Here is a 25338-nt window from a genome sequence, read left to right on the forward strand (position 1 = left end):
TCAGAGTGCTCTGGGGACATAGCCACCAAGCAGGACAGGATTGAGAATCCTCCTGTACAACTCCATCGAATACACGGCGAAGGCAATCGCCGCAACAACAACTAGAGCACTCCCGCCGAAGTAGGCGTACCCCAGCAAGCCAGGCACGATCTCGCCCATGGCTTCACCAACGGCCGAATCCAGCGCCGTGTCGATCGCATCGAACAGGGAAGCAGCAAACATGCAGATGGCGGCACGGAAGGCACAGCGTGCCATCACGGGCTTGTGCAAGCCGAGCAGGAAGCGAGCCGATCCGAGTTGAAACGCAGCGATCAGGAAGAAGAGAGCAAAGATCGTGGCATGCACAACCTGGCGCACCTCCATGACCTCCCGGATCTCAATGGCCAGGTAGGTCAATGCCACGATCCAGATCAACATTCGCAGCAACAGCAGCGCTCGGCGCATCAGGAAGCGAGATCGCGGCGACATGCTTGAGACAGACTGTTGAATCGCAACACTTGTCGGCGCTGCAGGGATCCATGCTAGTGGGCTGATCGTTCACGAAGACCATCCCTGGTCGGGATGGGTTGGATCATCCCAGCCATCGATGGCAGTGCATCGCTCCGGCTGGATTCACGCAACTGGGTCCTGCAGTGCTTGCCATCCTTGATCGCGTTTGGGAGCGATGGATTGGAGCAGCGTGCCGCCCAGTGGCGTGGCCTGGGCAACGCAGGCAGAGTGGATGATTCACCTCCCTGACATGCAGATTCTCGTTGCCGCAGGTGTGCTGCTGTTGGCCATCACACAGGTGCCGTCAGCGCTGCAGTCGATCCGATGGCATCAGTGCTTGGCCTTTGAAGTGGAAAGCCGGCTCAAGGAGATCGGAGTCAACGAGGCAACACCAGCGGAGGAGCGAAAGGCCCAAACACGGGAGGCCAGAGCTGAAGCCGTGGAGGAATGCAACGGAGGTTGATCACAGACCTGTCTGCTTCTGAGAGAGAGGCGGCTGTTGTGCAGGATGACGTGCGTTGAACCGCAGGAACGAAAGCCCCTGGGCTGACGACCCAGGGGCAGGAGGGATCAGCCACGCACTGGCCTGCGTGCCTCACAGTCACTGGAGCAGGCGAGCGAAAGGCGATCAGCGATCGGTGGTCGCCCCCTCGCTGGCACTCGCCACCAACTTGGCGTACTTGCCCAGAACGCCATGGCGGTAGCGCGGCGGGGCGGGCTGCCAGCGCTCGCGGCGGGCGGTGAGCTCCGCATCGCTCACGTTGAGCTGCAGCAACTGCTGATCCGCATCCACGGTGATGGAATCACCCTCCTGCACCAGGCCGATCGGCCCGCCCACCGCCGCCTCCGGCGCCACGTGGCCGACCACGAGGCCGTAGGTGCCGCCGCTGAAGCGGCCGTCGGTGATCAGGGCCACCGCCTCACCCAACCCCTGGCCCACGATGGCGGAGGTGGGAGCGAGCATCTCCCGCATCCCCGGGCCACCAACCGGGCCCTCGTTGCGCACCACCACCACGTCGCCCGCGGCGATGGCCCCGGCCAGGATCGCCTTGAGGCAGTCCTCCTCGCTCTCGAACACGCGCGCCGGGCCGGTGAGCACCGGCGTCTTCACGCCGCTGATCTTGGCGACGCTGCCCTCCGGCGCGAGGTTGCCCCGCAGCACGGCCAGATGCCCTTTGCGATAGACGGGGTCACTCAGCGGACGGATCACCTGCTGCCCGGCCGGGGGCTGGGAGGGCACATCCGCTAGCTGTTCCTTCAGGGTGCGGCCCTCGATGGTGCGGCACTCACCGTGCAGCAGACCGGCATCGAGCAGCAGCTTCATCACCTGGGGGATGCCGCCGGCCCGGTGCAGGTCGACCGTGACGAAGCGGCCGCTGGGCTTGAGATCGCAGAACACCGGCACGCGCTGACGGATGGCCTCGAAGTCCGAGAGGCTCAGGGGAACACCGGCAGTGCGGGCGATCGCCAGGAGATGCAGCACGGAATTGGTCGATCCGCCCACCGCCATGATCACGCTGATGGCATTCTCAAAGGCCTCGCGGGTCAGCAGATCCAGCGGGCGGATGTCGGCTTTGATCGCCTCCACCAGCACCTCGGCCGAGCGTGCGGCACTCTCGGCCTTCTCCCCATCCTCCGCGGCCATCGTGGAGCTGTAGGGCAGGCTCAGGCCCATCGCCTCGATCGCCGAGGACATGGTGTTGGCCGTGAACATGCCGCCACAGCTGCCGGCACCCGGACAGGCGTGGCGTTCCACCTGATCCAGCCGGGTCTGATCGATGCGGCCGCTGGTGAAGGCTCCCACCGCCTCGAAGGCGCTGACAACGGTGAGGTCCTCCTCCTCCAGCCGGCCGGGTTTGATCGTGCCGCCGTACACAAAGACGGCGGGGATGTTCATGCGGGCCATGGCGATGATCGCCGCGGGCATGTTCTTGTCACAGCCACCGATGGCGAGCACGCCGTCCATGCTCTGGGCGTTGCAGGCCGTTTCGATCGAATCGGCGATCACCTCCCGCGACACCAGCGAGTACTTCATCCCCTCGGTGCCCATGGAGATGCCATCACTCACCGTGATCGTGCCGAACATCTGAGGCATGCCCCCGGCGCGATGGGCGGCCTCCTCGGCGCAGCGGGCCAGATCGTTGAGACCCACGTTGCAGGGCGTGATCGTGCTGTAGCCGTTGGCGATGCCGATGATCGGCTTGCCGAAGTCGTCGTCACCGAAGCCGACCGCCCGGAGCATGGCGCGGTTGGGTGAGCGCTGAACACCCTGTGTGATGGCAGCGGATCGAAGCATGGGCGTGGCCGCAGCGGAGGTCGCTGTTCAGAACCTACGGCTCGCTGCGGCTCCTCCGTTCAGCCACCGGTGGTGAGGGCCTCGAGCTGACGGCGCACATCATCGATGGCGAGGTTCAGCTCCTCAACCCGTTCCTGAAGCTCGCGGCGGACACCTCCGGCATCGGCGCCGGTCCGGGACAGAGGCCCGGCCGCCTCGGAGCCATCCTGCAGGCGGGAGGAGAAGAGCATCGCCTCATGACGGCGGGCACGGCCGCGGCGCTCGGCCCGGCGCCAGAGCCAGCCCGCCAGGCCGGCAGCCCCCAGCACCACACCGGCCGCAAGGCTGATGGCGATGGTGCCCGCCGCTGAGGAACCGGTTGTGCGTCCTGCCGATCCCATCCTCTCGAGCACGCTGAGACAATCCATTCACCCTAGGAAGAGCGGGCCGGCAGGCCATAGAGCCGTTGCGGCAGATCGCCGACGCCCGGCAGAGGCCGGTCCGCCTCGTCGCAGTCGGGATCGATGCAGGCCGTGTGGATGGTGAGATCGGGCCAGAGTTCGGCCAGGGCCTGCAACCCCGGCTGGCAGGCGATGGCGGTGAGCAGCCGCACCCGGCGGCCGCTGCAGCCCCGTTCCGCCAGACCCTGCAGCAGCGCCTGCGCCAGGGCTCCGCTGCCGATCACCGGCAGCAGCAGCATCACCCCCTCGCGCGCATCGATCCGCCCGGGCAGCTGTGCGGCGACCATCCGGGCCCATGCCTGCCGCTCCGGGTCGCCGGCCTCACCGGCCGGGGCCGATCCGGCCATCACATGGACCAGGCGGCTCATGGGCAGCACCCGGCGGGCTCCGTTCCACAGTTCCTGCCCCCCCTGCACCACCTGAATCGCCATCAGGGGAACGCCGGCATCGATCACCTGGCCCCGGGCCGTGCCAAGGGGGGTCTCCACCGAGGCCGGGCGGTGGGGAAGCCAGTCGCGCAGCGCCTCGTAGCAGAGCCAGTGGCCGAGTTCCTCAAGGGCGGTGAGCAGCAGCGGAGCGGGCGTCGCCCGGTCCCTCAGCACGGTGAGCCAGTGGGCGATCAGGGGATGGGGAGGCACCACCACGCGCATCGCCTTGCTCATGGCCATCGCCCCCCCGCGGGCTGCGTAACGTGTCACCAAGTGTGACGTTGAGGACTGCAGGGAGTGACGGGACGGATCGGAACGACGGTGTGGCGCCGGTTGTTGACCTTTCTGGTCGGTGTTCTGCTGATGCTCCAGCCCCTGGCCCCGGCGATGGCGATCACGGCGCCGGAACTGCGCGGCCAGCGGGCGCTCCAGGATCTCCAGCCGGAGATGCCGGGCAGCGACCTGCAGCAGCAGGAGTTCATCAAGGCCGACCTCAGCGGCTTCAACCTGCAGGGCAGCGATCTGCGCGGAGCGGTGTTCAACACCACCCAGCTGCGTGACGCCGATCTGCGCGGGGCCGACCTCGAGGACGTGGTGGCCTTCGCCAGCCGCTTCGATGGCGCCGATCTGCGCGACGCCGTGTTCCGCAACGCGATGCTGATGCAGAGCCGCTTCAGTGAGGCCCGCATCGACGGCGCCGATTTCAGCGACGCGGTGCTGGACCTGCCTCAGCAGAAAGCGCTCTGCCAGCGGGCCAGCGGGGTCAACTCCCGCACCGGTGTGAGCACCCGCGACAGCCTCGCCTGCCGCTGACGACCGGACCACCGCAGCGAGTGGGCGCGGCCTCAGTCCAGCGGGATGGGCCCGAGGGCGCAGACCCCATCCCAGCACAAGGCGTGGGACGCCGGCTCGACGGCGGTGATCGACTCCCAGCGCGGCTCGACGCTGCGCCAGCCGGCATCGGGTGCCTGCATCCGGACCCGACCGCTGCCGTCGTGCTGGAACTGCCAGCGGCGGGAATCGAGCTGGAGCCACCAGCGCCGCCCCACGTCCTCCACGCCCATGCGGCAGGGCTGCCAGGCCCCTTTCTCGAGCCGGCACTGAAGCGGCACCTCCTCCATCGCTCTGAGCGGCACGGTCACGCTGAGAAGCCCGCCGGCCACAGCCAGCGCCGCAGCGAGACCATCCGCCTGCAGCCTTCCGCTCATGACCTGTGGGGCATCCCTCGACCGCTCTTTCCACCGTGGCTCGCGCAGAGGGGCGCGGTGGAGCGGGCTGCCAAGATTTAACGATTGTCCCGAGCGAGGTCCCGTGCCGCTCTACCGCGCCCGAGTGCTGGTGTCGCTGCGCCCATCCGTCCTGGACCCGGCCGGGGAAGCGACCCGGGCGGCCGCCGACCGGCTCGGCGTGACCGGCATCTCGCGGCTGAGGATCGGCAGGGCGGTGGAGGTGGATCTGGAGGCCGACAACGAATCGGATGCCCGCGCCCAGCTGGAGCTGCTCAGTGACCGGCTGCTGGCCAACCCCGTGATCGAGGACTGGCATCTGGAACTGGCCTCCGCAGCGGAGGACCGTCCGGCATGAGCATCGGCATCGTCGTCTTCCCGGGGTCCAACTGCGATCGGGACGTGCACTGGGCCCTCAGTGGCTGCCTGGGGCTGCCGTGCCGATACCTCTGGCATGAGGAGCGGGACCTGAGTGGCCTGGATGCACTGGTGCTTCCCGGCGGCTTCAGCTATGGCGATTACCTGCGCTGCGGTGCCATCGCCCGCTTTGCTCCGGTGCTCGAGGAGGTGGGACCCTTCGTGGAGCGTGGCGGACGGGTGCTCGGCATCTGCAACGGCTTCCAGGTGCTCACCGAGATGGGCCTGCTTCCGGGAGCCCTGACCCGCAACCGCAGCCTTCACTTCATCTGCCAGGACGTGGAGCTGGAGGTGGTGAGCCACCGCTCCGCCTGGCTGGGGGGCTGCCGCAGCGGCCAGACCCTCACCCTGCCGGTGGCCCACGGCGAGGGGCGCTATCAGTGCGACGCCGACACCCTCCGCCGTCTGGAGGACAGCGACGGGATCGCCCTGCGCTACCGCCAGCCCCTGAACGGCTCCGTCGGCGATGTGGCGGGGATCACCAACGCCGCCGGCACCGTGCTGGGCCTGATGCCCCACCCGGAACGGGCCTGCGATCCCCAGACAGGCGGACTGGACGGAAGGCGGCTGCTGGACTCCCTTCTGGGATGAAGCGGCGTCCTCTGCTCAGCGCGCTGGCAGCGGGACTGGGCACCGGCCTCGCTGCGAGTGCGGGGCGAGCGGCCGGAAGAGCCCCGCAGGGGAGGCCGATGGCACGGAACGGGCTGCCCCAGCCGGCGCCGTTGCGACCGGGCTCCCGCATCCTGGCGGTGAACCCGGGCACCTGGCTGCCGAAGGATCTGACCTTCATGGCCCTGCAGCAACGCTGCGCGGCGGAAGGGTGGAGGCTTGAGGGGCTCGATGGGGTGCTGGGCCAGTGGCGCTACTTCTCCGGCACCGACAGCACCCGTCGCCGGCAGATGGAGGAGGCCTGGACGGATCCCGCCGTGGAGGCGGTGCTCTATGTGGGAGCCGGCTGGGGCAGCGCCCGGGTGCTGGAGGCCGGTTTCCGCTTTCCGAAGCGCCCCCGCTGGGCCCTGGGCTTCTCCGACTGCAGCGCTCTGCTGCTGGCCCAGTGCGCCGCTGGCCTCGGGGGAGCGATCCATGGCTCCAGCGGCGGGCCTGAGCAGCAGTGGCGCCGCACGGCCGATCTGCTGGCCGGTCGGGCGGTCGCTGATCTGAAGGGCCGCGGCGTTCGCCCCGGATGGGCGGAGGGCGCGTTGCTGGTGACCAATCTCACCGTGGCGACCCATCTGATCGGCACGCCCTGGCTGCCCTCCCTGCGCCACACGATCCTGGTGCTGGAGGACGTGGAGGAGGCCCCCTACCGCGTGGACCGGATGCTGACCCAGTGGCGCACGAGCGGGCTGCTGGACGGGGTGGCCGGCGTGGCCTGCGGCCGGTTCAGCTGGACGGGAGAGGCGGAGCCCGGCGACTTCAGCATGAGCGAAATCCTCGAGGAGCGCCTGGGCGATCTGGGCGTGCCGCTGGTGCTGGATCTTCCGCTCGGTCATGGCCTGCCGAACCAGGCCCTGCCCCTGGGCGTGCCGGCGCGGCTTGATGGCAGCCAGGGCCGCCTCAGCCTGATCCGCCAGACCGGATCCAGCTGAGGGCGGGCCAAAAAAACTCCCCCAGCGGCCGTGAGGCGCTGAGGGAGAACGAGGGGCCTGCCGGCAGGCTGCGCGGAAGGGAAACGGGCCTGGGAAGGCTCAGGCGGCGACGGCCACCTTGGGGTCGAGCGCACCCTTGGCGTAGAGGCCGGCGTAGTGGCTGATGGAGCCCTGCTGGATCTTGCTGGCCTGACCGGCGCACCAGAACTGCTGGTAGCGGTCGAGGCAGACCTGCTTCATGTACTTGCGGGCCGGCTTGTTGAAGTGGCGGGGGTCGAAGTTGGCCGGATCGGCCGCGGCGGCTTCCCGCACGGCGGCGGTGAAGGCCAGGCGGTTGTCGGTGTCGATGTTCACCTTGCGGACGCCGTTGCGGATGCCCTCCTGGATCTCCTCGACCGGAACGCCGTAGGTCTCGGGGATGTTGCCGCCGAACTTGTTGATCATGTCCAGCCATTCCTGGGGAACGGAGCTGGAGCCGTGCATCACCAGGTGGGTGTTGGGGATGGCCTTGTGGATCTCGGCGATCCGGGAGATGGCGAGCACCTCACCGGTGGGCTTGCGGGTGAACTTGTAGGCGCCGTGGCTGGTGCCGATGGCGATGGCCAGGGCGTCGACCTTGGTACGCGCCACGAAGTCAGCGGCTTCCTGGGGATCGGTGAGGAGCATGTCCTTGCTCAGCTCACCCTCGAAACCGTGGCCATCCTCGGCCTCGCCCTTGCCGGTCTCCAGGGAGCCGAGGCAGCCCAGCTCACCCTCCACGCTCACGCCGACGGCGTGGGCGAAGTCCACCACCTGACGGGTGACGTTGCAGTTGTACTCGTAGCTGGCGGGGGTCTTGGCGTCAGCCTCGAGCGAGCCGTCCATCATCACGGAGGTGAACCCGTTGATGGCGGCGGAGTAGCAGGTGGACGGCTCGTTGCCGTGGTCCTGGTGCATCACCACCGGGATGTGGGGGTAGGTCTCGGTGGCCGCCAGGATCAGGTGGCGCAGGAAGATCTCACCGGCATAGGAGCGGGCACCGCGTGAGGCCTGGAGGATGACCGGGCTGTCGGTCTCGTCAGCGGCCTCCATGATGGCCTGGACCTGTTCCAGGTTGTTGACGTTGAAGGCTGGAATGCCGTAGCCGTTTTCAGCGGCGTGGTCAAGCAGCAACCGCAGGGGAACCAGGGCCATCGATGTCTCCGGAAGGACGGAATGTCACGGTCTCAGCGTCGAGACCGTTTCAGGGCGAGACTGTAGTCGGCAGCCATAACAATTGTCACGATCCCTCGCGGGCTTCCGGTCCGGGCTTCAGTCCCCGCCCCCGATCGTCAGGCTCATTCCGGATTCGGCCGAGCTCCGCCAGAGGTCGCAGACCCGCTGACTGAGCACCCCTTCACTGAGACCGGGGCTCATCGGCCGTCCGGAACGGATGCTGTCCGCCCACCAGTCCAGCAGCCGCAGCACCGGTGCGATGCGCCCGTCACTCCAGGTGGTGGGGAAGGCGAGGGCCGGATCGGCGGCCACACTGCGCAGGGGCTGGCCGGGTGCGGCCATCCACAGCCCGAAGCCATGGACGTAATCGGCCTGGTTGTCGCTGCCGAGGACCAGGGTGGCCTCACTGCCGTAGCACTCGAGCCAGCAGCCCCTGCCCTGGCGGGCCACGGCCGAAAGGCTCACCTGAGCGGGCACCGTCAGCCCCTCACGCGGGCGCAGGGTCAGCTGGGCCAGAGCCACGTCCTCGCTGCTCACCGCACGGGGCACCCCGCCCTGGGACGGATCGGGTCGTTCGCCGATGGCGGTGGCGAGGCGGCCGCTGATCGACTCCGTCGGTCCGATGAGCCAGTGCAGCATGTCCACGGCATGCGTCGCGAGGGCACCGATCACACCCCCGCCCTGCCCGGCATCGGAATACCAGTTCCAGGGCCTGGCCGGATCGGCACGGCTGCTCATCAGCCAGTCGAGCTTGATCAGCCAGGGGTCGCCCAGCACCCCCTGTTCCAGCAGGGCCGCCAGCTGCTGGAACAGGGGCACGGCCCGGTACTCGAAATCCACTGCCACGCTCAGACCCCGCTCCAGAGCCAACCGCTGCAGGCTCTCGGCCTCCCCGGCGTTGAGCCCCACCGGCTTCTCCAGCAGCACGTGACGGCCGGCCTCGAGGGCCCGGCGGGCCAGATCGAAGCGCGCAGCCGGGGGTGTGGCGATGATCACCGCCTCCACACCGGGCATGGCGAGCAGTGCACTGAAGTCGTCGGTACCGGGAAGGGACGCCCCACGACAGGCCTCCTCCAGCCGTTCGGCCCGGGGGTGCCACAGGGCCACCGGCTCGACCTCGGCCGAGGCCCTGCAGGCCGGCAGGTGCACCTTGAGGCCGAAACCGAGGCCGGCGATGGCCACTCCGATGGGGGAACCGGTCGTCATGTCGGGTGCGAGGAAGGGGGGAGAGCGTCAGGCGGCAGCGGCCGGGTCACGGTCTGCGGCGCAGACCGCATCCAGCAGATGCTCCAGCAGGGGATCTCCGGTCACCAGCTGCCAGGAGGCACGCCAGCGGGGCAGACCATTCACCGACACGTCTCGGTACAGCGCCTGGTCGCAATCGACCTCCATCACGTAAAGCGACCCCCGCTCAGGAGTCTCGGAATCGCCCGCCGCCGGGCTGAAGCGGCTGAGCACCGAGAGATGGCCATCGCGCGTGGGACGCAGGCTGCCGCGATCCCACCACTGGCGGCCGTCCTTCGAGGGGGGCAGCTCCACCCAGTCCACCGGGCCGGCCTGGGCGGGCGATGGCGGAGTGACCAGCCAGAGGGCCAGCACCATCAGAGCGCTGCCGAGGAGCACGCCCATGGAGCGAAGCCGGCGGTGAATGCGGGCCGGGCCAGCGTGGGGGAACTCAGGCGGCATGGGCCGGGGCTGCGCCGTGGAGCTGCAGCAGGTCGGAGAGGGTCCGGCGCAGCTGGGTGCGGGGCACGATCATGTCCACGAAGCCGTGGTCCTGCAGGTATTCGGCGGTCTGGAAGTCGTCCGGCAGCTTCTCGCGCAGGGTCTGCTCGATCACCCGCCGGCCGGCAAAGCCGATCATGGCTCTGGGCTCCGCCAGGATCAGGTCCCCGAGCATGGCGAAGCTGGCGGTGACACCGCCGGTGGTGGGATGGGTCAGCAGCGGCAGGTAGAGCAGGCCGCGCTCCCGGTGCCGCTCCAGCGCACCCGACACCTTCGCCATCTGCATCAGGCTGAGCATGCCCTCCTGCATGCGCGCGCCACCGGAGGCGCAGACCACCATCACGGCCATGCCGCGGGACGTGGCCTCCTCGATCAGGCGGGTGATCTTCTCTCCCACCACCGATCCCATCGAACCGCCCATGAAGCGGAAGTCCATCACGGCCAGGGCCAGGGGAATTCCCTCCACCCGGCAGAGGCCCGTGATCACGGCATCGGTGAGACCGGTGTTGCGCTGGGTGTCGCGAAGCCGGTCGGCGTAGCTGCGCCGGTCCTTGAACCCGAGTGGATCGGTGGGGCTCAGATCGCTGTCGAGGGCATCGAACGACCCCTCATCGGCGATCACCGCGATCCGGGCGGCGCTGTCGATGCGCAGGTGATGACCACAGCCGCTGCAGACGCTGGCATTGGCGATCAGGTCCTTGCGGTAGGCCACCAGCCCGCATTCGGGGCACTTGCTCCACAGGGCATCGGTGTCGTCGATCTCCTGGGTCCCGCGCACGGCGGGCTGCGTCTTGCGCCGATCGGCGAACCAGTCGAAAAGGGACACAGGCACTGTTGAGATGGACCCATTCAAAGGCCCGGTGGGGATTGGGCCGCCGCCGGCCCTCAGCCCTGGATCAGAAGAGGCCACTCCAGCCAGAGCCGGAGCCACCACTGGGGCCCCAGCACCCACACCAGCCAGCCGCCGAGGGCAAGGAAGGGACCGAAGGGAAAGGCCTGGCGGGGGGCCAGCAGCCCGCTCAACCGGCCGGTGAGGCCGTACACCGCTCCGCTGAACACGGCCAGAGCCAGGGCGATGGCCACGCCCAGCGGTCCCAGCCAGGCCCCGAGCATGGCAGCCAGCTTGGCGTCACCCAGACCCAGAGCCGGCTGGCCCAGCACCCGCTCGGCCAGGGCGCTGAGCGACTCCAGGGCCAGCAGGGCCAGGGCGGCCGCCAGCAGATGGGCCAGGAGCAGCGGCCGCAGGGACCCGGCCGGAGCCAGGAGCAGGGTGGCGACGATTCCGGCGATGGTTCCCCAGCGGCAGAGGGGCTCGGGCAGCCAGAGGTGATCCAGGTCGATCAGCGCCATAGCCAGCAGCCAGCTGAGCAGCAGCCAGCCCGCCAGCAGCTCGCTCCAGCTGCCCGGCCCGGCGGCCAGGACACTGACCCAGAGACCGGCCGTGAGGACCTCCACGGCGGGGTATCGCGCGGCGATCGGGGCGCTGCAGTGGGCACAGCGTCCCCGGAGACGCAGCCAGCCCAGCACCGGGAGGTTCTCGATCCAGGTCAGGCCGGCGCCGCAGCGGGGGCAATGGCTGCCGGGATGCAGCAGGGACTCGCCCCGTGGGAGACGCCAGGCCACCACATTGAGAAAACTGCCCACACAGGCTCCGAGCACAGCGGTGGGGAAGGCCAGAGCGGCCATGGGCAGCGCGGTGATCACGGCCGCACGATCGGCCGGACCGGACGCTGCCGGGCCGGACGGGGACGGATCAGGTCCAATGCCAGGAACTGCTCGTCCGGCAGGAGCACCGGAACCGAGAAGACGACGCGTCCGCAGGACTCGGCCTCGGTCAGGACCACCCCGACCGGGTCGGGACTGCCGGGGTGGGCGGTGAGGAACGCGAAATAGATCGAGCGGGCCCGGGCCAGGAGATCGCGGCTGTTGACCCGATCCCATCGCGGCCCGGAGGAAGCAGCGGACCGCGGGCCGGCGATGTCAAACGATGGGGAGGGTCGTGACGGGCGATCTGCGGAAATGAGGCCTGCCGCTGATAGCGGGCATCGTAACGGCTGTGAACCTCTCAGCCAGCAGCCGTTTGCGGGCAGGGAAGCAAACCGTCAGTGAGCGTGGCGCTTCTCCTCGATCATGCGGTGGATGATCGGCGTGAGGATCAGTTCCATCGCGAAGCCCATCTTGCCGCCGTTCACCACGATGCTGGTGGGGCTCGACATGAAGGAGTCGTGGATCATGCTGAGCAGGTAGGGGAAATCGATGCCCCACTTCTCGCGTGCACCCTTGCGGAAGTGGATGATCACGAAGCTCTCATCCGGCGTCGGGATGTTGCGGCAGATGAATGGGTTGGAGGTGTCCACCGTCGGCACCCGCTGGAAGTTGATGTCGGTGCGGCTGAACTGCGGGCAGATGTGGTTGATGTAATCCGGCATCCGGCGCAGGATCGTGTCCACGATCGCCTCGGCCGAGTAGCCCCGCTCGGCGTTGTCGCGATGGATCTTCTGAATCCACTCCAGGTTGGTGATCGGCACCACCCCGACCAGAAGATCGGCCAGCGCCGCCACGTCGTAGTCCTCGCCCTTCACCCCGCCATGGAGTCCCTCGTAGAAGAGGAGATGGGTGTCCTTCGGGATGTCCTCCCAGGGTGTGAACTGGCCGGGGCCGAGGTCGGTGCCCAGGCGCGCATTGTGTTCCGCCGCCTCCTCCGGGCTGTGCAGGTAGTAGCGCTTCTGGCCGCCACCGCTCTCGCCGTAGGTGCGGAAGAGCTCCTCGAGCTTGTCGAAGAGGTTGGCCTCGGGCCCGAAGTGGGAGAAGTTCTCACCCCGGCTGAGGGCATCCGCCATGGCCTGCTTCATGGCCATCCGCTCGAAGCGGTGGTAGCTGTCGCCCTCCACGACGGCCGGGACGATGCCTTCCCTGGCGAAGATGTGCTCGAAGGCCCGCTTCACGGTGCTGGTACCGGCCCCTGAGGAGCCCGTGACGGCCACGACCGGGTGACGCTTCGACATCGACGCTGGCTGAAGAATGCAGGCAGTGTCGCATTCGGCAGGTCGGCCGGCTCCGGGCGGGCCGCTCCGGAGCCCGGGCTCAACCGGCGAGCGCCGTGAGCAGGTGCTCTCCCATGGCCTGACAGCCCACCTCCGTGCAGCCCTCCTGCATCAGGTCGACCGTGCGGTAACCCCGTTCAAGCACGCGGTCCACGGCGGTTTCGATGGCGGCCGCCGCCGACTCCTGCTTCAGGCCCACGCGCAGCATCATGGCGGCGGAGAGGGCCATCGCCAGAGGGTTGGCCCGGTCCTGGCCGGCGATGTCCGGGGCCGAGCCGTGAACCGGCTCGAACAGCCCCGGACCTTCGGCGGACAGCGACGCTGATGGCAGCATGCCGATGCTGCCGGTGAGCATGGCCGCCTCGTCGCTGAGGATGTCGCCGAAGAGGTTGCCGGTCAGCAGCACGTCGAAGCTGCGCGGAGCACGCACCAGCTGCATGGCGGCATTGTCGACGTACATGTGGCTGACCTCCACGTCCGGGTGGTCGGCCGCCATGGCGTTGACCCGATCGCGCCAGAGCTGGCTGACATCGAGCACGTTGGCCTTGTCCACCGAGCAGAGGCGGCGGCGCCGGTTGCCGGCCAGATCAAAGGCGACCGCGGCGATGCGGTCGATTTCCGCATCGCTGTAGGTCATGGTGTTGAAGGCCCGGATGCCGCCCTCGCTCTCCACCCGTCCCTTGGGACGGCCGAAGTAGATGCCGCCGGTGAGCTCGCGTACCACCATCAGATCCACGCCCTCGATCACCTCCGGCCTGAGGCTGCTGGCACCCATCAGCGCCGGCCGGATCGTGACGGGCCTGAGGTTGGCGAACAGATCCATGCCCGCCCTCAGCGCCAGCAGGCCGCTCTCCGGGCGCTGCTCGCGAGGAAGAGCGTCGTAGCGGGGACTGCCGATCGCCGCCAGCAGCACCGCGTCGCTGGCTTGACAGGCCGCCAGGGTTTCGGGCGGCAGGGGCTGGCCACAGGCCTCGATGCCCGCCCCTCCGATCGGCCAGGACTCGAACTGGAGCGCAAAGCCCTCACGCGCCGCCACGGCCTCGAGCAGACGACGGCTCACCGCCGTGATCTCAGGACCGATGCCGTCTCCAGCCAGAAGGCTGATGCGATAAGCGGTCATGGGGCTCCGTGGTTCAGGTGAGGCCAACGCAGGACCATACGACTCGCCCCGTCAGCGCTGCAGACGCTTGAGGGTGCGAGCCATCTCGGGCAGTCGGTTGAACGCCGCCGCACAGCGCAGCCAGAGCCGGTTGGGGATGGCCGGGTAGCCGCTCACCACCTCGCCGGCGGCGATCTCGCCGTGAATGCCGGATTTGGAAGACGCGATGGCCCGGTCGCCGATGCGGGAGCGGTTGGCCACGCCCACCTGGCCGGCGAGGATCACGCCATGGCCCAGTTCCGCCCCGCCGGCGATGCCCACCTGCGCCGCCAGGGCACAGCCGGAGCCGATGCGCACGCCGTGGCCGACGTGCACCAGGTTGTCGATCTTCGTGCCGGGCCCCACCAGGGTCTCGCCGACGGACGGACGGTCGATGGTGGAGCAGCTGCCCACCTCCACGCCGTCTCCCAGCACCACACGGCCGGTCTGGGGCATCTTCACCCAGCCCTCGGCGGTGGGAACGAAGCCGAATCCCTCGCCGCCGATCACCGCATTGGCCTGGATCACGCAGCCCCGGCCCAGACGGCAGCCCCACTCGAGCACCGCGTTGGCGTGGATCTCACAGTCAGCCTCCAGCGCCACATCGCCGTAGAGCACGGCACCGGCGTGAACCACGCAGCCGTCCGCCAGCCGGCAGGCGGGACCGATGACCACACGCGCACCGATCGAGACGCCCTGCCCGAGCTGGGCGGAGGGATCCACCACGGCGGTGGGGTGGACGCCCGGCTCGGGCCGGGGCAGGGGATGAAGCAGAGCCAGCGCCCGGGCGAAGACCAGACGTGGCTGGTCGACGGCCGCCCAGGCCCGATCGCCCCGGCCGGCGAGCTCGAGCAGAGAGGCCTCCCGCGGCAGCAGCACCGCCGCAGCGCCTGTGGCCTCCAGGGCCTGATCGAGGCCGCTGCCCGGTTCGAGGAAACTGAGGGCCTGCGCAGCATCGGCATCCAGGGCTGCACAGCGCTCGATCTCCGGGTCGGAGCCCAGGTGCACCCAGTCCTCGGACACCGGGATGGACAGGCGGGAGAGCAGCTCGCTGAAGCGCATGACCCCTTCCGGACGGCCGCGATCGTAGGTGGCCGGCCCGGAGCGGAGCGGATTCAGGCGGTGATCACGAGTTCATCGCGGTGCACGACCGCATCGCTGAGCAGGGGATCGCGCAGGGGTCCGAGCTGGGGGCTGCTGCGTCCCATGGCCTGATGGATCTCGAGGCTGCTCAGGGCCGAGATGCCGCGGCCGACCTCCTCCCCGGCTTCGCCGACCAGGCGAACCGCCGAGCGGCGGGGGAACTCGCCGCGCACCGAGCGGATCCCCACCGCCAGCAGGGAGGCGCCCCGTTCCCGCAGAGCCCGTTCGGCCCCGGCATCGATGGCGAGCACACCCTCGGGGTGCAGGGCATGGGCCAGCCAGCTCTTGCGATCGCCGTAGGGACGGGGGCAGGGATGGAACAGGGTGCCGGAGGGCTCGCCGTGCAGCAGGGCCGTGAGCACGGCGGGGTCGCGGCCATCCGCCAGCCGGACCCTCACGCCGCTGGCCGTGGCGATCCGGGCGGCGGCCAGCTTCGTGGTCATGCCACCGGTGCCCCAGCGGCTGGGCGCTCCCGCCGCCGTCCAGAGGGCATCGAGCTCTGCACGGGTGCGCACCTCGTCGATCGGCCGGGCATCGCTCTGCTGGCGCGGGTCGCCCGTGTAAAGGCGGTCCACATCGGTGAGCAGGATCAGCTCGGTGGCGCCCACGGCAACGGCCACGAGGGCCGAGAGGGTGTCGTTGTCCCCGAAGCGGAGCTCATCGATGGCCACGGTGTCGTTCTCGTTGACGATCGGCACCACACCCCAGTCCAGGAGCTGCTCCAGGGTGCGACTGGCTTTCAGATAGCGGCGCCGGGAGGCGAGATCGGCCCGCGTCAGCAACACCTGGGCCACCGGCTGCCCGTGGGCCGCGAAGGCGTCGTCGTACAGACGCATCAGGCGGCTCTGACCCACGGCCGCGGCCGCCTGAAGCGCCCTGGCCTCAGAGGGACGGCGCTTCAGGAAGAGCCGCGAACAGCCCAGGCCCACCGCGCCGCTGGTGACCAGCACCACCGGCTGCCGCCGCTGCTGCTGGGCGGCGATCGTGGCGGCCAGTTCGGCCACGACAGCGGCCGTTGGGCGCTCCGTCGTGCCCCGCAGCAGGCTGGTGCCCACCTTGATCACACGGCGGATCGTCACGCGCTCCGGTTCATGCCCAGCCAGCCCGCGAGCCGGCGTTCCGTGGCCTGGAGCCAGTCGTGGCTGCAGGCGGAGCCATCGGCGGCCACGGGCTGCACCAGCACGGTGAACATGCCGAGCCGGTTGCCGGCCAGCACATCGGTGAACAGGCGATCGCCAATCATCGCCACCCGCTCGGCCGGGTGGCCCAGGTCGTTGAGCACGCGCCGAAGGGCGGCCCGGCGGGGCTTGGCCGCCGCGGCGGTGAAGGGAACCTCCAGGGTTCCGGCGAGGCCCCCGACGCGGCGCCGCGAGGGGTTGTTGCTGAGCAGGTGGAGATGGAAGCGGCTCTTGGCCAGGCCCAGCCAGCGCTCCATCTCGGATGAGAGCCGGTCGCTGCGGCGCGGCAGCAGCGTGCGGTCCACATCGAGCACCAGGGCCAGGATCCCGAGCTCATCGAGGCGATCGATCGAGAGGCCGGGGAGCACCGCATGGGTGTCCCAGTCAGGGGTGAGCAGGGAAGCGAGCATCAACCCGATGCATCCCGTTCCTCAAGCTCGCGCTCGATCAGCGGCTGGAGGCGGTCGAACTCGTCACCCTCCACCAGCTCGGCAGCGCCGCCCTGGATGCGGGCGACGACGAAGAAGGGATCGAGCGGGATGTAGAGGCCGTAGTTCTGATCGCTGAACTGAAACTCCTTCAGCAGTTCGTAGGTCTCCGCGTCATCGACCAGGTCCTCCTCATCCTCGAGATCCTCCGGATCCCCGTCCTCCAGTTCACCGCTGACGGTGAGGGTCACGGCGGATCGCACCAGGGTGAGGTCGAACTCCTGCAGCACCACATCGGCCTGGGAGAGGATCGGTTCACTCTCCTCGAGGCTCTCCACCAGCTCCGGCTCACCCTCCGCCGGCAGGCGGAACAGGCTCACCGGGGTATCCACCGGCGTGAGCAGGCCGTAGTCCCGACCCTCCAGCGGGATCAGCTCCTCCAGGTAGCAGAGCAGGGCCCGTCCGAGGCTGTCCCGAACGAGAACGGTGGGGACATCACCGCCGATGGAGGGAGACTCGCTGCTCATGGACGCCGCATCGATTCCCTCAGGATGCAGCACAGCCCGGGCCGGGTCCGGAGGGGATGGCCGCCGTCCTGAGTGGTTCCCGCAGCCACTGCTCCAGCAACAGGGCCGCGGCGGCGCTGTCCAGCCGGCCGCTGCGATCCCCATGCAGTCCATGGGCTTCCGCGGCCGCCCAGCTGCTGGCGTGCTCGTTGACCCAGAACACGGGAAGGTCCAGAAGGCGCGAGAGCCGCTCTCCGTAGCGTTGGCAATGGCCCGCCTGGGCCGTGGGCCGGCCGGCCGCATCAAGGGGGAGGCCCACCACCAGCTGCTGGGGTGAGCGGCGCTCCACCCAGGTCCGGAAGATCACCAGATCATCGGGGAAGCGGGATCGCTGCAGACAGGGCAGGGGCGTGACCACCAGTCCGAGCGGATCGCAGCCGGCCAGGCCGATGCGCCGACGCCCCACGTCCAGGGCCAGGGCGGCCCTTGAACGGCCGCTGGACTCGTAAGGGGCGCCCATCCCTCAGCGCAGCAGCGTTCCTGGAGAGGGAGGCAATGGTGTGGCGGGCGTCGGCAGGGGCGTGCGGCCGGGCTGGAGCTTGCCGAGCATCACCTCGAGGCGGCGGGTGGCGGGAACGGCGTGGGCCCGCTGCTGCCGGCGCCAGACACTGCGGGCCATCAGCACCTCATCGCCGACGGGCTCGCAGTCGTGCCGGGTCAGCCAGCTCCGGAGCTCTCCACAGGGATCATCCACACGGACGACGGCGGAGGAGGCACCGCGGGGGCGGACCTGCAGCAGCCAGGCGAGTCCCTGGTCGAGCCGGGAGTCCCAGGCGCGGTGGCAGAGCAGCTCCAGGGTGGCCGGACCCGCGGGACGCCAGCGATCCGGGATGCGGCGCAGCGCGGCCAGAGCGGTCTGCCGGCGACGATCCACCAGCAGACGACTGCCGCGGCCGCACTGGTCGAGCAGATCCTCCAGACGCCGGTCGAGGAGCTCCCTGAGGGCGGGCGGACAGGCGCTCTGCTCCAGCTGGCGGAACAGGTTCAGCTGGGAGCGATCGATCGGCATCAGCTCCAGGCCATCCGGCAGCGGTGGGAGCGGCGGCCGCGTGGACCGGGGGGCAACGGCCGGAAGGCTCCAGAGCGAGCTGTGCCGGAGGGACTGGTATCCGAGCTCGCGCAGGAGGGACAGTCCATCGCCGTCGGCGGCATCGATCCGGGCCATCCAGCTGCCGGCACCCTGAACCCGGTGCATGGCCTCCTGCAGCAGGGAGCGCTCCACCTGGCGGCGGGGAAGCGTGGCGGAGGCCGCCAGCACCAGTCGATCATCCAGCTGCCAGCAGCTGCGGCGGCGGTTGGCCGGCGAACAGCAGCAGAGAGCGAGAACCCGGTTGCCCTCGCGCGCCGTGAGAATCAGCTCCTGATGGGTGGCGAAGGGGAGCAGCGCGGTGAGGATCGGACGCAGCGACGCCCCCAGCAGCCAGCGGCGCAGATGGGGGATCAGGGGGGCCGTCTCCTGGAGCGCCGGTGAGGGCTGGGCGGCGATCAGAGCGAGATGACTGGGGTCGAGCGTCTCGACCACCATCGGTTCCGGCAGGACTGGGCTGTTCGGACTGCCCACGACCTCACCCGCTGCACACCACCACACTGTATCCAGACCCCATGGGTCGGGGCGAGCGGGCCGTCAGGCCGGACGCACCAGCACCAGGGGTGTGCGTTGATCGGCGTTGCCCGCCGGATTGGGGCGCAGGGCCGCGGCGAGCAGGCGGTGATCGCAACCCGGATCGGAGGCGAGCACCTTGACCCGCCCCAGATCGTTCACATCCACCACAGCCACGTGCACCCCGAGGGACTCGGCCAGGGAGCGACAGCAGCGCTCCGCCTCGAGGGGACCCAGAACGATGGTCTGGTCGTAGGGAGGCGTGGTGCCGGTGATGTCATCGATCAGGCGGGCCTGCTCGCCGGCGAGCCGGTAGAAGCCGCCCCGGCTGCCCACCAGCTTCAGCAGGCTTCCCAGGACCCAGGCGCTGAGCACACGAGCCGGGCCGACCAGATCGATCAGGCTCTGGATGCCGCAGGCGGTAGCCAGGCTGCTGGTCGGGTGGAAGACGCGGCAGAGGGCACGGGCCAGCCAGCCGGGCTGCACCGTGGCGGGGTGGTGGAAGCGACCCTGCATCACGGCCAGCGGCGTCTCCCCGATCGTGAGGATGTCGCCGGGACGGATCAGGGGCGCGGCGTAGCGCTGCAGCACCGCCAGCGGATCATCCAGAGGTCCGAGCAGGTGGGTGCCCAGGGGCAGCACCCGGAATCCGTCTCCCTCCTGCCAGGTGGCCTCATCGGCGCCGAGAGGGGCGGGAGTCCGGAGCGGAACGAGCACGCCGTCACGGCGCGGCAGGCGACCGAAGGGCCCGTAGTTCACCCAGTTGACCTCCAGCCAGAGGGTGTCGGCCACCTCGACCGGCGCCCGGTCCGTGCCCTGAAGCGTCACCCGCACCCTGGCCTGGGTGCTCGCTCCGGCCTTGATGATGTAGGCGACCCAGTAGCCATCGGGACGGGCCGGGCTGTCGGGATGCTCCGCGATCACGCGCACCCGGCGGCGCAGCGAGCGTGTGCCCTGCTGGCCGATCAGCACCGGCCGCACCTCGAGCTCCGGCACCATCACCTCCATGCGCCGGTGCGGGTTGTGCAGCTCGAGCAGACCCTCGATCACGAGGCGATCGTCGCCCCGGGCCGTGACCGCCCACTCGCGGGGGGTGAGGGTGAGCGGTGAGCGGGGCCGGAGCCGGTGGCGCAGTTCAAGCCACAGAAGCAGCACCAGGTAGGCCAGCAGGGCCACGGCCAGGGTCTTCAACAGCGGCATGAACCGGAACGGACGGCGCTGGCGGAGCGTACGGGACCGCTGGGGGCGGAGCCGCGGCTCAGGGGGCCGTGATCAGGTCGCTGTTGACCTCGTTGAAGCTGGCGCTGGTGCTAGGGGCGAGGAGAGCGCCGTCGGGCGCATCTCCCACCGCCTCCGCCAGGGCGGCGTTGATGGCCTGGAGCGGCACCCGGCCGCTCTGATCGAACAGAACGGTTCCCGTCCGGTCGAACACCACCACCTGAGGCACCAGACCGGACCAGTAGCGGGCCGGATCGGCCGCATCAGCGGCGGAGGCCGACCCGAGGGGATCCGTCGGCAGGATGATCAGCTCGACGGAGCGGCCCCAGAGCCGCTGCAGCTCCGAGAGCACCGGGGCGAAGGCTTTGCTGGCCGCACTGTCGTCGAGATAGAAGGCCAGCAGGGTGACCCTGTGATCCGCCAGGGCCGTCCCCAGATCATTGGCCGGAGGCACGAGCGAGCCGTTGCCGGCGTAGAGGGCGAAGACGTTGCCGTCGTAGCTGTCGGTGTCGCGTCCGGCCTGGGCCGGTCCCGCCGGCAGCAGCACCAGGGCCAGGCTGAGGACGACGCCGGTGAGAAGGCCGATCAGGCGGAACGGGGCGGGCCTGGAAACGGGTCGGGAGAGCATGGCGCGAACGGATCGGCGCCATTGTGGCGCCGTCAGGGGCGCGAGAGGCTCCGCCCCATGCCCTGGAGGATGCCGCGGCCGATCAGGCCGATGCCGCGACCGATGACCTGGGTGAGGAGCACCACCAGCACATCCCCCACCCTGCGGAGCAGGGCGCGCAGCTGTGGAGCGATCGCATCGCGGGCTTCCAGAGCCAGGGTCACCAGCAGCGGCAGGCCGCGCAGCTGGCGCAGCTCCTGATCGCGAGCCTCCGTCAGGCGCAGCGGCTGGATCGCGCCGGCCTGCAGGCAGAGCAGGTCGCGGCGGCTCTCGTAGAGCTGGAGCGGGCGCTCGATCAAGCCGAACCAGCGGTCCCGGTTGTTGAGGCGGTTGCGCAGGCGTTCGAGGGAGCGGGTGGCCAGCAGCTCACGGGCCAGCAGGTATCGGCGCAGCTCCGGCCAGTCGCCGCAGGCCGCGAGAATCTCACCACTGAGTCCCTCGGCCGTGCGCAGCATCCAGTCGCTCACCAGACTTTCGAGATGCAGCAGGGCCCTGGGATCGTCCGGCGGCAGCAGCTGGCCATCCACCAGCAGGGGCTCGGAGCGCACCAGCGGCCCGAGCATGCGCAGCGAGGGAGACCAGGGTGAGAGGTCGGGCACCGGGCGCCCCGGGCGAAGCAGGCGGGGTGCCACGGGCTCCAGGGCTCCCTCGCGCGGCAAGCGCACGTAGGCCCCGGCCACCCGGCGCAGGGCGGCATCCTGCACCTCCCCCTGCAGCGCCTGCCAGCGCAGCTCCAGCTCCTCGCCGCGCAATCCATCCGCCCGAAGGCGTGTGAGCACCCCATCCAGCTGCTCCAGCAGCGCCTCGAGCAGATCCATCCGCCGCCCGGGATGCAGACCCTCCAGGGCCAGCAGCTGACCGGTGTTGTTGATCAGCTCCTCCCGGCTGGCGGCCTCAAGGCGCTGCCTGAGGCTCTGCCAGATCGACCCCGCATCCCTGCCGGGCAGCCGGATCGCCAACGCGGTGACCTCCGCACCTGAGGCGGTGGAGGCAGCATCCGGGTCGTCCGCACCCCAGGCCATGGCCATCGGAGCCCAGAGCCAGCGAACCCAGTCGCGGGCCATCAGGAGTTCGCGGCATCTCCCCTCAAGGAGCAGCCTGAGCAGGCGCGAGGACGGAGGCGGGTCCAGCAGACGGGAGATCAGCGCGAGATCGGTCTCGATCTGCTGCAGCGCCGAATCCAGAAGCCGGCGGGCCAGCCCCGTCGACGCGGGCCGGGAACCCTGTGGACGGGGTGCGGTGGAACGGGACGTGGCTCCGACTGACGCCGGCAGCCGGACGTCGCGTCCACCGGCGAGCAGGGTTGTGGCCGCCTCGACGAGCGCCTCGGGCTCGGCGGCCACCAGCAGCCCCTGCACCGGCAGGGCCAGGAGCCCGTCGCGGCCCATGCGCCCGGCCGCATCCAGATGCAGCAGAAGCGGCGCCGGTCGCCAGCGCTCCTGCAGGCGTTCGAGCTGCTCCCGCAACCCGTCGCTGTCCGAGGCCGAGGCCAGCGAGAGGATCACCAGATCGGGATGGCGCGGCAGGCCATCCGGCTCCCGGCAGACCACGGCGCCGGGGAAGCGCTCCGTGAGCAGCTGGCGCAGGGCCAGATCCATCCAGCCGGGGGCCTGAACCAGGATGAGAAGGGAACCGGATCGGCCTCCATCGCGTCGTTCGGCTGGAGAGCTCACCGGGACCCCGATCAAATCCGCCCGACGCTACCGGGGTGGAGAGGGCTTCTCCAGGGCGGGATGGCCCGGGAGGGGCCTGCCGTTCAGCTGAAGGGTGTAGGAATCGATCCGGTACCCGGTCTCCGCCTCGATCCGGGCCAGCAGGCCGGGGGGCAGCTCGATGTCCAGGTCGCGGATGCCGCCGGAGTCCAGGCAGGTGAGATGGCTGTGGGGGTCACTGCGGTAGCCGTAGAGCCTGCCGTTGGCCCGATCGAGGCATTCGATCACCCCGGCCGACTGCAGCGCCTCGAGGTTCTGGTAGACGGAGGTGTGGCCGATGCTGCGGCCGCTGGCGTTGAGATGCTCGTAGATGTCGCGGGCACTGAGATGGCTGCGCTCCCGCCAGAGCAGTTCAAGCACCATCCGTCGCTGTCGGCTCAGGCGCATGCCCAGTTCGCGGCAGCGCTCGAACACCTGATCCAGGTCTCGTGGGGGGCTGCCGGTGGGGGGGGTGGAGGCGGTCAAGAGAGAAACGGCCGTCCTGAAAGCCGGAGTCGCTTCAACCTAGGTCGGCTGGACGCCGGACGGGCGCAGGGGGTCCTGCAGGCGTCCCTCGCCGGCCGCCTGCAGCGCCTCCGCCAGATCGAGCCGGCCGTCGTAGAGGGCGCGGCCCACGATCACTCCGCTCACTCCCAGAGGTTCCAGAGCCAGGAGTGACAGCACATCGGTGAGATCGCTGACGCCGCCGGAGGCCAGCACCGGCACGGTGGTGGCCAGGGCCATGCGGCGCAGCGCCTCCAGATTCGGGCCCTGCAGCATGCCGTCGGTCGCGATGTCGGTGCTGACGATCGCCGCCACGGCGGATCCCTCGAAGCGGGTCGCCAGGTCCTCCGCGGCCACCGCGCTGTCCTCGATCCAGCCGCGGGTGGCCACACGGCCATCGCGGGCATCGATGCCCACCACCAGACGACCGGGAAGACGGGCCGCCAGATCCAGCACCATCTCGGGCTGCTCCAGGGCAGCGGTGCCCAGGATCACCCGGTCCACGCCCTGATCAAGCAGCTCCCGGGCCCGGGCCTCGCTGCGCACGCCGCCGCCCACCTGCACCGGAATGCCGATCGCTCTGACCACGGCCGCGATCGCATCGTCATTGCCGCCGGACCCATCCCGGGCGGCATCCAGATCCACCAGGTGCAGACGGCCGGCCCCCTGTCGCTGCCAGCTGAGGGCCTGGCTGACCGGGTCATCCGAAAAGGCGGTGACCCGGTCGTAATCGCCCTGGCGCAACCGGACGCAGCGACCGCCGAGCAGGTCGATGGCGGGAATGATCTCCATGGCGCTGGAATGCCTGGCGGGATTCTCCCGCCCCGTCCGCTTTGCCAGGAGCCCCGGCCCGGCCCTTGAATGCCCGCCGGCGATGAGAACGGCATGCAGATCCTGCTCATGGGCGGCACACGCTTCATCGGGGTTCCCCTGATCCCCAGGCTGCTGGAGCAGGGCCACAGCCTCACCGTGTTCACCCGCGGCCGCCAGCCCGTTCCGGCTGGCGTGGAGCACGTGAAGGGAGACCGGAGCCAGGCGGACGATCTCGATCAGCTCCGGGGCCGGCGGTTCGATGTGGTGATCGACAGCTCCGGCCGGCGGCAGGAGGAGACCGAGGCGGTGATCGACCGCACGGGCCCGCCCGCCCACCGGCTGGTCTACGTCAGCTCGGCCGGGGTCTACGCCGACACCGGCATCCATCCCCTCGATGAGACCAGCCCGCTCGATCCGGCCAGCCGCCATGCCGGCAAGGCGGAGACGGAGGTCTGGCTGCGGCGCGAGGCGATTCCCTTCACCAGCTTCCGGCCCACCTACATCGTCGGGCCCGGCAACTACAACCCGATCGAGGGCTGGTTCTTCGATCGCATCAGCCACGGACGTCCGGTGCCCGTGCCGGGCACGGGGGAGACCATCACCCAGCTGGGCCATGTGGAGGATCTGGCCGAGGCGATGGCCCGCTGCCTGGAGGTGGATGCGTCCACCAACCGCATCTACAACTGCTCCGGCCGCAGGGGAATCACCTTCAACGCCCTGATCGACGCCGCAGCGGCGGCCTGCGGGCGGGATCCGTCGTCGGTGGAGCGGCGCCACTTCGATCCCGGCGATCTGGACCTGAAGGCGCGCAAGGCCTTCCCGCTGCGCATGAGCCACTTCTTCACCGATGTGCAGCGTCTCTGCAGCGAGCTGGCCTGGTCTCCCCGCTACGACGTGGCGGCCAGCCTGCGCGACAGCCACCAGCGGGATTACAGCCTGAGGCAGGGGGCCGCTCCCGACTTCAGCGGCGACGACGCCCTGTTCGCCTTCAGTTGAGGGGGGCCGCCGGGGGCCTGAGGTACTGCCACGCCGACAGCAGGCTGAGGGCGAGCATGGGCCAGAGCAGCCACCAGCCGGCGGCCTGCAGCAGCGCCACCAGAGCCGCCGGTCCCCACGCGGGCGGCCAGAGCAGCAGCAGCAGGGCGATCAGCTGAAGAGCGGTCTTGACCTTGCCCGCCAGGGCGGCCGGGGCACCCGTCGCGGAGGTGCTCCTCCAGGCAGAGACCAGCAGTTCACGGCTGAGCAGCAGCCAGACGAGCAGCACCGGCAGCCGCTGGGCCTGCAGCAGCCAGAGCAGCGGTGCGCTGACGAGAAGCTTGTCGGCCAGGGGATCGAGGCGGGCTCCCCAGGCCGTGCCGCCACCGGCCCGGCGGGCCAGCCAGCCGTCGAGGGCATCGGTGGCCGCCCCCAGCAACAGCAGCCACCAGGCGAGCGCCCAGCGGCCCTGAGTCAGGCAGAGCAGGAGGGGCAGGGCGGCCAGAGCCCGGGCGAGCGTGAGGCCATCCGCGAGCGCTCGCATCGGCTGGGGCACGGCTGACGCTCAG

31 protein-coding genes are annotated in these 25338 nt (G+C 69.9%); 6 read left to right on the forward strand and 25 right to left on the reverse strand.

Features of this window, described 5'->3' with window-relative positions:
- Window positions 1-444 carry a hypothetical protein gene (locus tag EVJ50_RS04590; protein ID WP_150882566.1) on the reverse strand — a complete coding sequence of 148 codons (444 nt, stop codon included), beginning with the start codon at window positions 442-444 and terminating at the stop codon, window positions 1-3.
- Between the two features lie 220 nt (window positions 445-664).
- On the opposite strand from EVJ50_RS04590, the gene EVJ50_RS04595 reads away from it, so the two are divergent.
- The gene (locus EVJ50_RS04595) at window positions 665-952 is read left to right on the forward strand and encodes a hypothetical protein (RefSeq protein ID WP_150882567.1); all 288 of its coding nucleotides are present in this window, start codon (window positions 665-667) and stop codon (window positions 950-952) included.
- Window positions 953-1117: 165 nt separating this feature from the next.
- Here EVJ50_RS04595 and ilvD read toward each other — a convergent pair whose 3' ends face one another.
- Genes ilvD through EVJ50_RS04610 form a run of 3 tightly spaced genes read right to left on the reverse strand, consistent with a single transcriptional unit; the run spans window position 1118 to window position 3923 of the window.
- Window positions 1118-2785, reverse strand: a complete 1668-nt coding sequence (gene ilvD, locus EVJ50_RS04600) for a dihydroxy-acid dehydratase (protein ID WP_150882568.1) — start codon at window positions 2783-2785, stop codon at window positions 1118-1120.
- A 59-nt stretch (window positions 2786-2844) separates the two neighbouring features.
- Complete coding sequence (locus EVJ50_RS04605; protein WP_150882569.1) at window positions 2845-3165, reverse strand: hypothetical protein; 321 nt, start codon at window positions 3163-3165, stop codon at window positions 2845-2847.
- Between the two features lie 32 nt (window positions 3166-3197).
- Window positions 3198-3923 (reverse strand): uracil phosphoribosyltransferase, encoded by a 726-nt coding sequence (locus tag EVJ50_RS04610; protein ID WP_370455597.1) that lies wholly within the window; start codon window positions 3921-3923, stop codon window positions 3198-3200.
- A gap of 93 nt (window positions 3924-4016) precedes the next feature.
- Between EVJ50_RS04610 and EVJ50_RS04615 the strand changes: the two genes are divergently transcribed.
- Window positions 4017-4466, forward strand: a complete 450-nt coding sequence (locus EVJ50_RS04615) for a pentapeptide repeat-containing protein (RefSeq protein WP_150884857.1) — start codon at window positions 4017-4019, stop codon at window positions 4464-4466.
- Window positions 4467-4498: 32 nt separating this feature from the next.
- Here the strand turns inward: EVJ50_RS04615 and EVJ50_RS04620 are convergent, their stop codons facing one another.
- On the reverse strand, window positions 4499-4861 hold the full coding sequence (locus EVJ50_RS04620; RefSeq protein ID WP_150882570.1) for a hypothetical protein: 363 nt from the start codon (window positions 4859-4861) through the stop codon (window positions 4499-4501).
- A 103-nt stretch (window positions 4862-4964) separates the two neighbouring features.
- On the opposite strand from EVJ50_RS04620, the gene purS reads away from it, so the two are divergent.
- The 3 genes from purS to EVJ50_RS04635 all read left to right on the forward strand — a co-directional run bounded on the left by purS (window position 4965) and on the right by EVJ50_RS04635 (window position 6885).
- Window positions 4965-5237, forward strand: a complete 273-nt coding sequence (purS, locus tag EVJ50_RS04625; protein WP_150882571.1) for a phosphoribosylformylglycinamidine synthase subunit PurS — start codon at window positions 4965-4967, stop codon at window positions 5235-5237.
- Window positions 5234-5887 carry a phosphoribosylformylglycinamidine synthase subunit PurQ gene (gene purQ, locus EVJ50_RS04630; RefSeq protein ID WP_150882572.1) on the forward strand — a complete coding sequence of 218 codons (654 nt, stop codon included), beginning with the start codon at window positions 5234-5236 and terminating at the stop codon, window positions 5885-5887. Before purS ends, purQ begins: the two co-directional genes overlap by 4 nt.
- Before the next feature lie 98 nt (window positions 5888-5985).
- Window positions 5986-6885, forward strand: a complete 900-nt coding sequence (locus tag EVJ50_RS04635) for an LD-carboxypeptidase (RefSeq protein WP_225323084.1) — start codon at window positions 5986-5988, stop codon at window positions 6883-6885.
- 99 nt (window positions 6886-6984) lie between these two features.
- Here the strand turns inward: EVJ50_RS04635 and fba are convergent, their stop codons facing one another.
- The 19 genes from fba to hisA all read right to left on the reverse strand — a co-directional run bounded on the left by fba (window position 6985) and on the right by hisA (window position 23773).
- Window positions 6985-8058, reverse strand: coding sequence for a class II fructose-bisphosphate aldolase (fba, locus tag EVJ50_RS04640; RefSeq protein ID WP_150882574.1), 1074 nt, complete (start codon window positions 8056-8058; stop codon window positions 6985-6987).
- A gap of 117 nt (window positions 8059-8175) precedes the next feature.
- A complete protein-coding gene (locus tag EVJ50_RS04645) occupies window positions 8176-9285 on the reverse strand; it encodes a Gfo/Idh/MocA family protein (RefSeq protein ID WP_150882575.1) in 1110 nt (369 codons plus the stop codon).
- Between the two features lie 27 nt (window positions 9286-9312).
- Window positions 9313-9765 carry a hypothetical protein gene (locus tag EVJ50_RS04650; RefSeq protein WP_225323085.1) on the reverse strand — a complete coding sequence of 151 codons (453 nt, stop codon included), beginning with the start codon at window positions 9763-9765 and terminating at the stop codon, window positions 9313-9315.
- Entirely contained in the window at window positions 9755-10630 is an 876-nt protein-coding gene (gene accD, locus EVJ50_RS04655) for an acetyl-CoA carboxylase, carboxyltransferase subunit beta (RefSeq protein ID WP_150884859.1), read from the reverse strand. Before accD ends, EVJ50_RS04650 begins: the two co-directional genes overlap by 11 nt.
- Before the next feature lie 59 nt (window positions 10631-10689).
- Entirely contained in the window at window positions 10690-11490 is an 801-nt protein-coding gene (locus tag EVJ50_RS04660) for an A24 family peptidase (protein ID WP_150884860.1), read from the reverse strand.
- 14 nt (window positions 11491-11504) lie between these two features.
- Entirely contained in the window at window positions 11505-11648 is a 144-nt protein-coding gene (locus EVJ50_RS15335) for a hypothetical protein (RefSeq protein ID WP_370455599.1), read from the reverse strand.
- A gap of 258 nt (window positions 11649-11906) precedes the next feature.
- Window positions 11907-12809 (reverse strand): phosphoribulokinase, encoded by a 903-nt coding sequence (locus EVJ50_RS04670; RefSeq protein WP_150882577.1) that lies wholly within the window; start codon window positions 12807-12809, stop codon window positions 11907-11909.
- Between the two features lie 79 nt (window positions 12810-12888).
- Window positions 12889-13968 (reverse strand): 3-isopropylmalate dehydrogenase, encoded by a 1080-nt coding sequence (leuB, locus tag EVJ50_RS04675; RefSeq protein WP_150882578.1) that lies wholly within the window; start codon window positions 13966-13968, stop codon window positions 12889-12891.
- Window positions 13969-14019: 51 nt separating this feature from the next.
- Window positions 14020-15048, reverse strand: a complete 1029-nt coding sequence (gene lpxD / locus EVJ50_RS04680) for a UDP-3-O-(3-hydroxymyristoyl)glucosamine N-acyltransferase (RefSeq protein ID WP_150882579.1) — start codon at window positions 15046-15048, stop codon at window positions 14020-14022.
- Between the two features lie 53 nt (window positions 15049-15101).
- The gene (gene proB / locus EVJ50_RS04685) at window positions 15102-16208 is read right to left on the reverse strand and encodes a glutamate 5-kinase (RefSeq protein WP_150882580.1); all 1107 of its coding nucleotides are present in this window, start codon (window positions 16206-16208) and stop codon (window positions 15102-15104) included.
- On the reverse strand, window positions 16205-16717 hold the full coding sequence (locus EVJ50_RS04690) for a YqeG family HAD IIIA-type phosphatase (RefSeq protein WP_150882581.1): 513 nt from the start codon (window positions 16715-16717) through the stop codon (window positions 16205-16207). Before EVJ50_RS04690 ends, proB begins: the two co-directional genes overlap by 4 nt.
- On the reverse strand, window positions 16717-17262 hold the full coding sequence (locus EVJ50_RS04695) for a DUF3727 domain-containing protein (protein ID WP_150882582.1): 546 nt from the start codon (window positions 17260-17262) through the stop codon (window positions 16717-16719). The genes EVJ50_RS04690 and EVJ50_RS04695 overlap by 1 nt, the downstream gene beginning before the upstream one ends.
- A 19-nt stretch (window positions 17263-17281) precedes the next feature.
- Window positions 17282-17761 carry a Holliday junction resolvase RuvX gene (gene ruvX, locus EVJ50_RS04700; protein ID WP_150882583.1) on the reverse strand — a complete coding sequence of 160 codons (480 nt, stop codon included), beginning with the start codon at window positions 17759-17761 and terminating at the stop codon, window positions 17282-17284.
- A gap of 3 nt (window positions 17762-17764) precedes the next feature.
- The gene (locus EVJ50_RS04705; RefSeq protein ID WP_150882584.1) at window positions 17765-18826 is read right to left on the reverse strand and encodes a hypothetical protein; all 1062 of its coding nucleotides are present in this window, start codon (window positions 18824-18826) and stop codon (window positions 17765-17767) included.
- 99 nt (window positions 18827-18925) lie between these two features.
- The gene (locus EVJ50_RS04710) at window positions 18926-20101 is read right to left on the reverse strand and encodes a F420-0:Gamma-glutamyl ligase (RefSeq protein ID WP_150882585.1); all 1176 of its coding nucleotides are present in this window, start codon (window positions 20099-20101) and stop codon (window positions 18926-18928) included.
- A 58-nt stretch (window positions 20102-20159) separates the two neighbouring features.
- Complete coding sequence (locus tag EVJ50_RS04715) at window positions 20160-20747, reverse strand: thylakoid membrane photosystem I accumulation factor (RefSeq protein ID WP_150882586.1); 588 nt, start codon at window positions 20745-20747, stop codon at window positions 20160-20162.
- Window positions 20748-20779: 32 nt separating this feature from the next.
- Complete coding sequence (locus EVJ50_RS04720) at window positions 20780-22459, reverse strand: DUF3685 domain-containing protein (protein ID WP_225323086.1); 1680 nt, start codon at window positions 22457-22459, stop codon at window positions 20780-20782.
- A gap of 27 nt (window positions 22460-22486) precedes the next feature.
- Window positions 22487-22885: a Fur family transcriptional regulator gene (locus tag EVJ50_RS04725; RefSeq protein WP_150884862.1), complete on the reverse strand. Its 399-nt coding sequence runs from the start codon at window positions 22883-22885 to the stop codon at window positions 22487-22489.
- A gap of 117 nt (window positions 22886-23002) precedes the next feature.
- The gene (hisA, locus tag EVJ50_RS04730) at window positions 23003-23773 is read right to left on the reverse strand and encodes a 1-(5-phosphoribosyl)-5-[(5-phosphoribosylamino)methylideneamino]imidazole-4-carboxamide isomerase (RefSeq protein ID WP_150882587.1); all 771 of its coding nucleotides are present in this window, start codon (window positions 23771-23773) and stop codon (window positions 23003-23005) included.
- A gap of 93 nt (window positions 23774-23866) precedes the next feature.
- Between hisA and EVJ50_RS04735 the strand changes: the two genes are divergently transcribed.
- Window positions 23867-24790 carry an NAD-dependent epimerase/dehydratase family protein gene (locus tag EVJ50_RS04735; RefSeq protein WP_150882588.1) on the forward strand — a complete coding sequence of 308 codons (924 nt, stop codon included), beginning with the start codon at window positions 23867-23869 and terminating at the stop codon, window positions 24788-24790.
- Here EVJ50_RS04735 and EVJ50_RS04740 read toward each other — a convergent pair.
- A complete protein-coding gene (locus EVJ50_RS04740; protein ID WP_150882589.1) occupies window positions 24783-25313 on the reverse strand; it encodes a CDP-alcohol phosphatidyltransferase family protein in 531 nt (176 codons plus the stop codon). The two genes, EVJ50_RS04735 and EVJ50_RS04740, sit on opposite strands and share 8 nt — an antisense overlap.
- Between the last annotated feature and the right edge of the window lie 25 nt (window positions 25314-25338).

The organism is Synechococcus sp. RSCCF101, from assembly GCF_008807075.1.
GTDB lineage: Bacteria > Cyanobacteriota > Cyanobacteriia > PCC-6307 > Cyanobiaceae > RSCCF101.

Bases quoted from the DNA above. Each gene is read 5' to 3' on its own strand.
- EVJ50_RS04590 (WP_150882566.1), bottom strand. From the start codon at position 444: ATGCGCCGAGCGCTGCTGTTGCTGCGAATGTTGATCTGGATCGTGGCA.
- EVJ50_RS04595 (WP_150882567.1), top strand. From the start codon at position 665: ATGGATTGGAGCAGCGTGCCGCCCAGTGGCGTGGCCTGGGCAACGCAG.
- ilvD (WP_150882568.1), bottom strand. From the start codon at position 2,785: ATGCTTCGATCCGCTGCCATCACACAGGGTGTTCAGCGCTCACCCAAC.
- EVJ50_RS04605 (WP_150882569.1), bottom strand. From the start codon at position 3,165: ATGGGATCGGCAGGACGCACAACCGGTTCCTCAGCGGCGGGCACCATC.
- EVJ50_RS04615 (WP_150884857.1), top strand. From the start codon at position 4,017: ATGCTCCAGCCCCTGGCCCCGGCGATGGCGATCACGGCGCCGGAACTG.
- EVJ50_RS04620 (WP_150882570.1), bottom strand. From the start codon at position 4,861: ATGAGCGGAAGGCTGCAGGCGGATGGTCTCGCTGCGGCGCTGGCTGTG.
- purQ (WP_150882572.1), top strand. From the start codon at position 5,234: ATGAGCATCGGCATCGTCGTCTTCCCGGGGTCCAACTGCGATCGGGAC.
- EVJ50_RS04635 (WP_225323084.1), top strand. From the start codon at position 5,986: ATGGCACGGAACGGGCTGCCCCAGCCGGCGCCGTTGCGACCGGGCTCC.
- fba (WP_150882574.1), bottom strand. From the start codon at position 8,058: ATGGCCCTGGTTCCCCTGCGGTTGCTGCTTGACCACGCCGCTGAAAAC.
- EVJ50_RS04645 (WP_150882575.1), bottom strand. From the start codon at position 9,285: ATGACGACCGGTTCCCCCATCGGAGTGGCCATCGCCGGCCTCGGTTTC.
- EVJ50_RS04650 (WP_225323085.1), bottom strand. From the start codon at position 9,765: ATGCCGCCTGAGTTCCCCCACGCTGGCCCGGCCCGCATTCACCGCCGG.
- EVJ50_RS04660 (WP_150884860.1), bottom strand. From the start codon at position 11,490: ATGGCCGCTCTGGCCTTCCCCACCGCTGTGCTCGGAGCCTGTGTGGGC.
- EVJ50_RS04670 (WP_150882577.1), bottom strand. From the start codon at position 12,809: ATGTCGAAGCGTCACCCGGTCGTGGCCGTCACGGGCTCCTCAGGGGCC.
- leuB (WP_150882578.1), bottom strand. From the start codon at position 13,968: ATGACCGCTTATCGCATCAGCCTTCTGGCTGGAGACGGCATCGGTCCT.
- lpxD (WP_150882579.1), bottom strand. From the start codon at position 15,048: ATGCGCTTCAGCGAGCTGCTCTCCCGCCTGTCCATCCCGGTGTCCGAG.
- EVJ50_RS04690 (WP_150882581.1), bottom strand. From the start codon at position 16,717: ATGCTCGCTTCCCTGCTCACCCCTGACTGGGACACCCATGCGGTGCTC.
- EVJ50_RS04695 (WP_150882582.1), bottom strand. From the start codon at position 17,262: ATGAGCAGCGAGTCTCCCTCCATCGGCGGTGATGTCCCCACCGTTCTC.
- ruvX (WP_150882583.1), bottom strand. From the start codon at position 17,761: ATGGGCGCCCCTTACGAGTCCAGCGGCCGTTCAAGGGCCGCCCTGGCC.
- EVJ50_RS04705 (WP_150882584.1), bottom strand. From the start codon at position 18,826: ATGGTGGTCGAGACGCTCGACCCCAGTCATCTCGCTCTGATCGCCGCC.
- EVJ50_RS04710 (WP_150882585.1), bottom strand. From the start codon at position 20,101: ATGCCGCTGTTGAAGACCCTGGCCGTGGCCCTGCTGGCCTACCTGGTG.
- EVJ50_RS04715 (WP_150882586.1), bottom strand. From the start codon at position 20,747: ATGCTCTCCCGACCCGTTTCCAGGCCCGCCCCGTTCCGCCTGATCGGC.
- EVJ50_RS04725 (WP_150884862.1), bottom strand. From the start codon at position 22,885: ATGCGCCTGAGCCGACAGCGACGGATGGTGCTTGAACTGCTCTGGCGG.
- hisA (WP_150882587.1), bottom strand. From the start codon at position 23,773: ATGGAGATCATTCCCGCCATCGACCTGCTCGGCGGTCGCTGCGTCCGG.
- EVJ50_RS04735 (WP_150882588.1), top strand. From the start codon at position 23,867: ATGCAGATCCTGCTCATGGGCGGCACACGCTTCATCGGGGTTCCCCTG.
- EVJ50_RS04740 (WP_150882589.1), bottom strand. From the start codon at position 25,313: ATGCGAGCGCTCGCGGATGGCCTCACGCTCGCCCGGGCTCTGGCCGCC.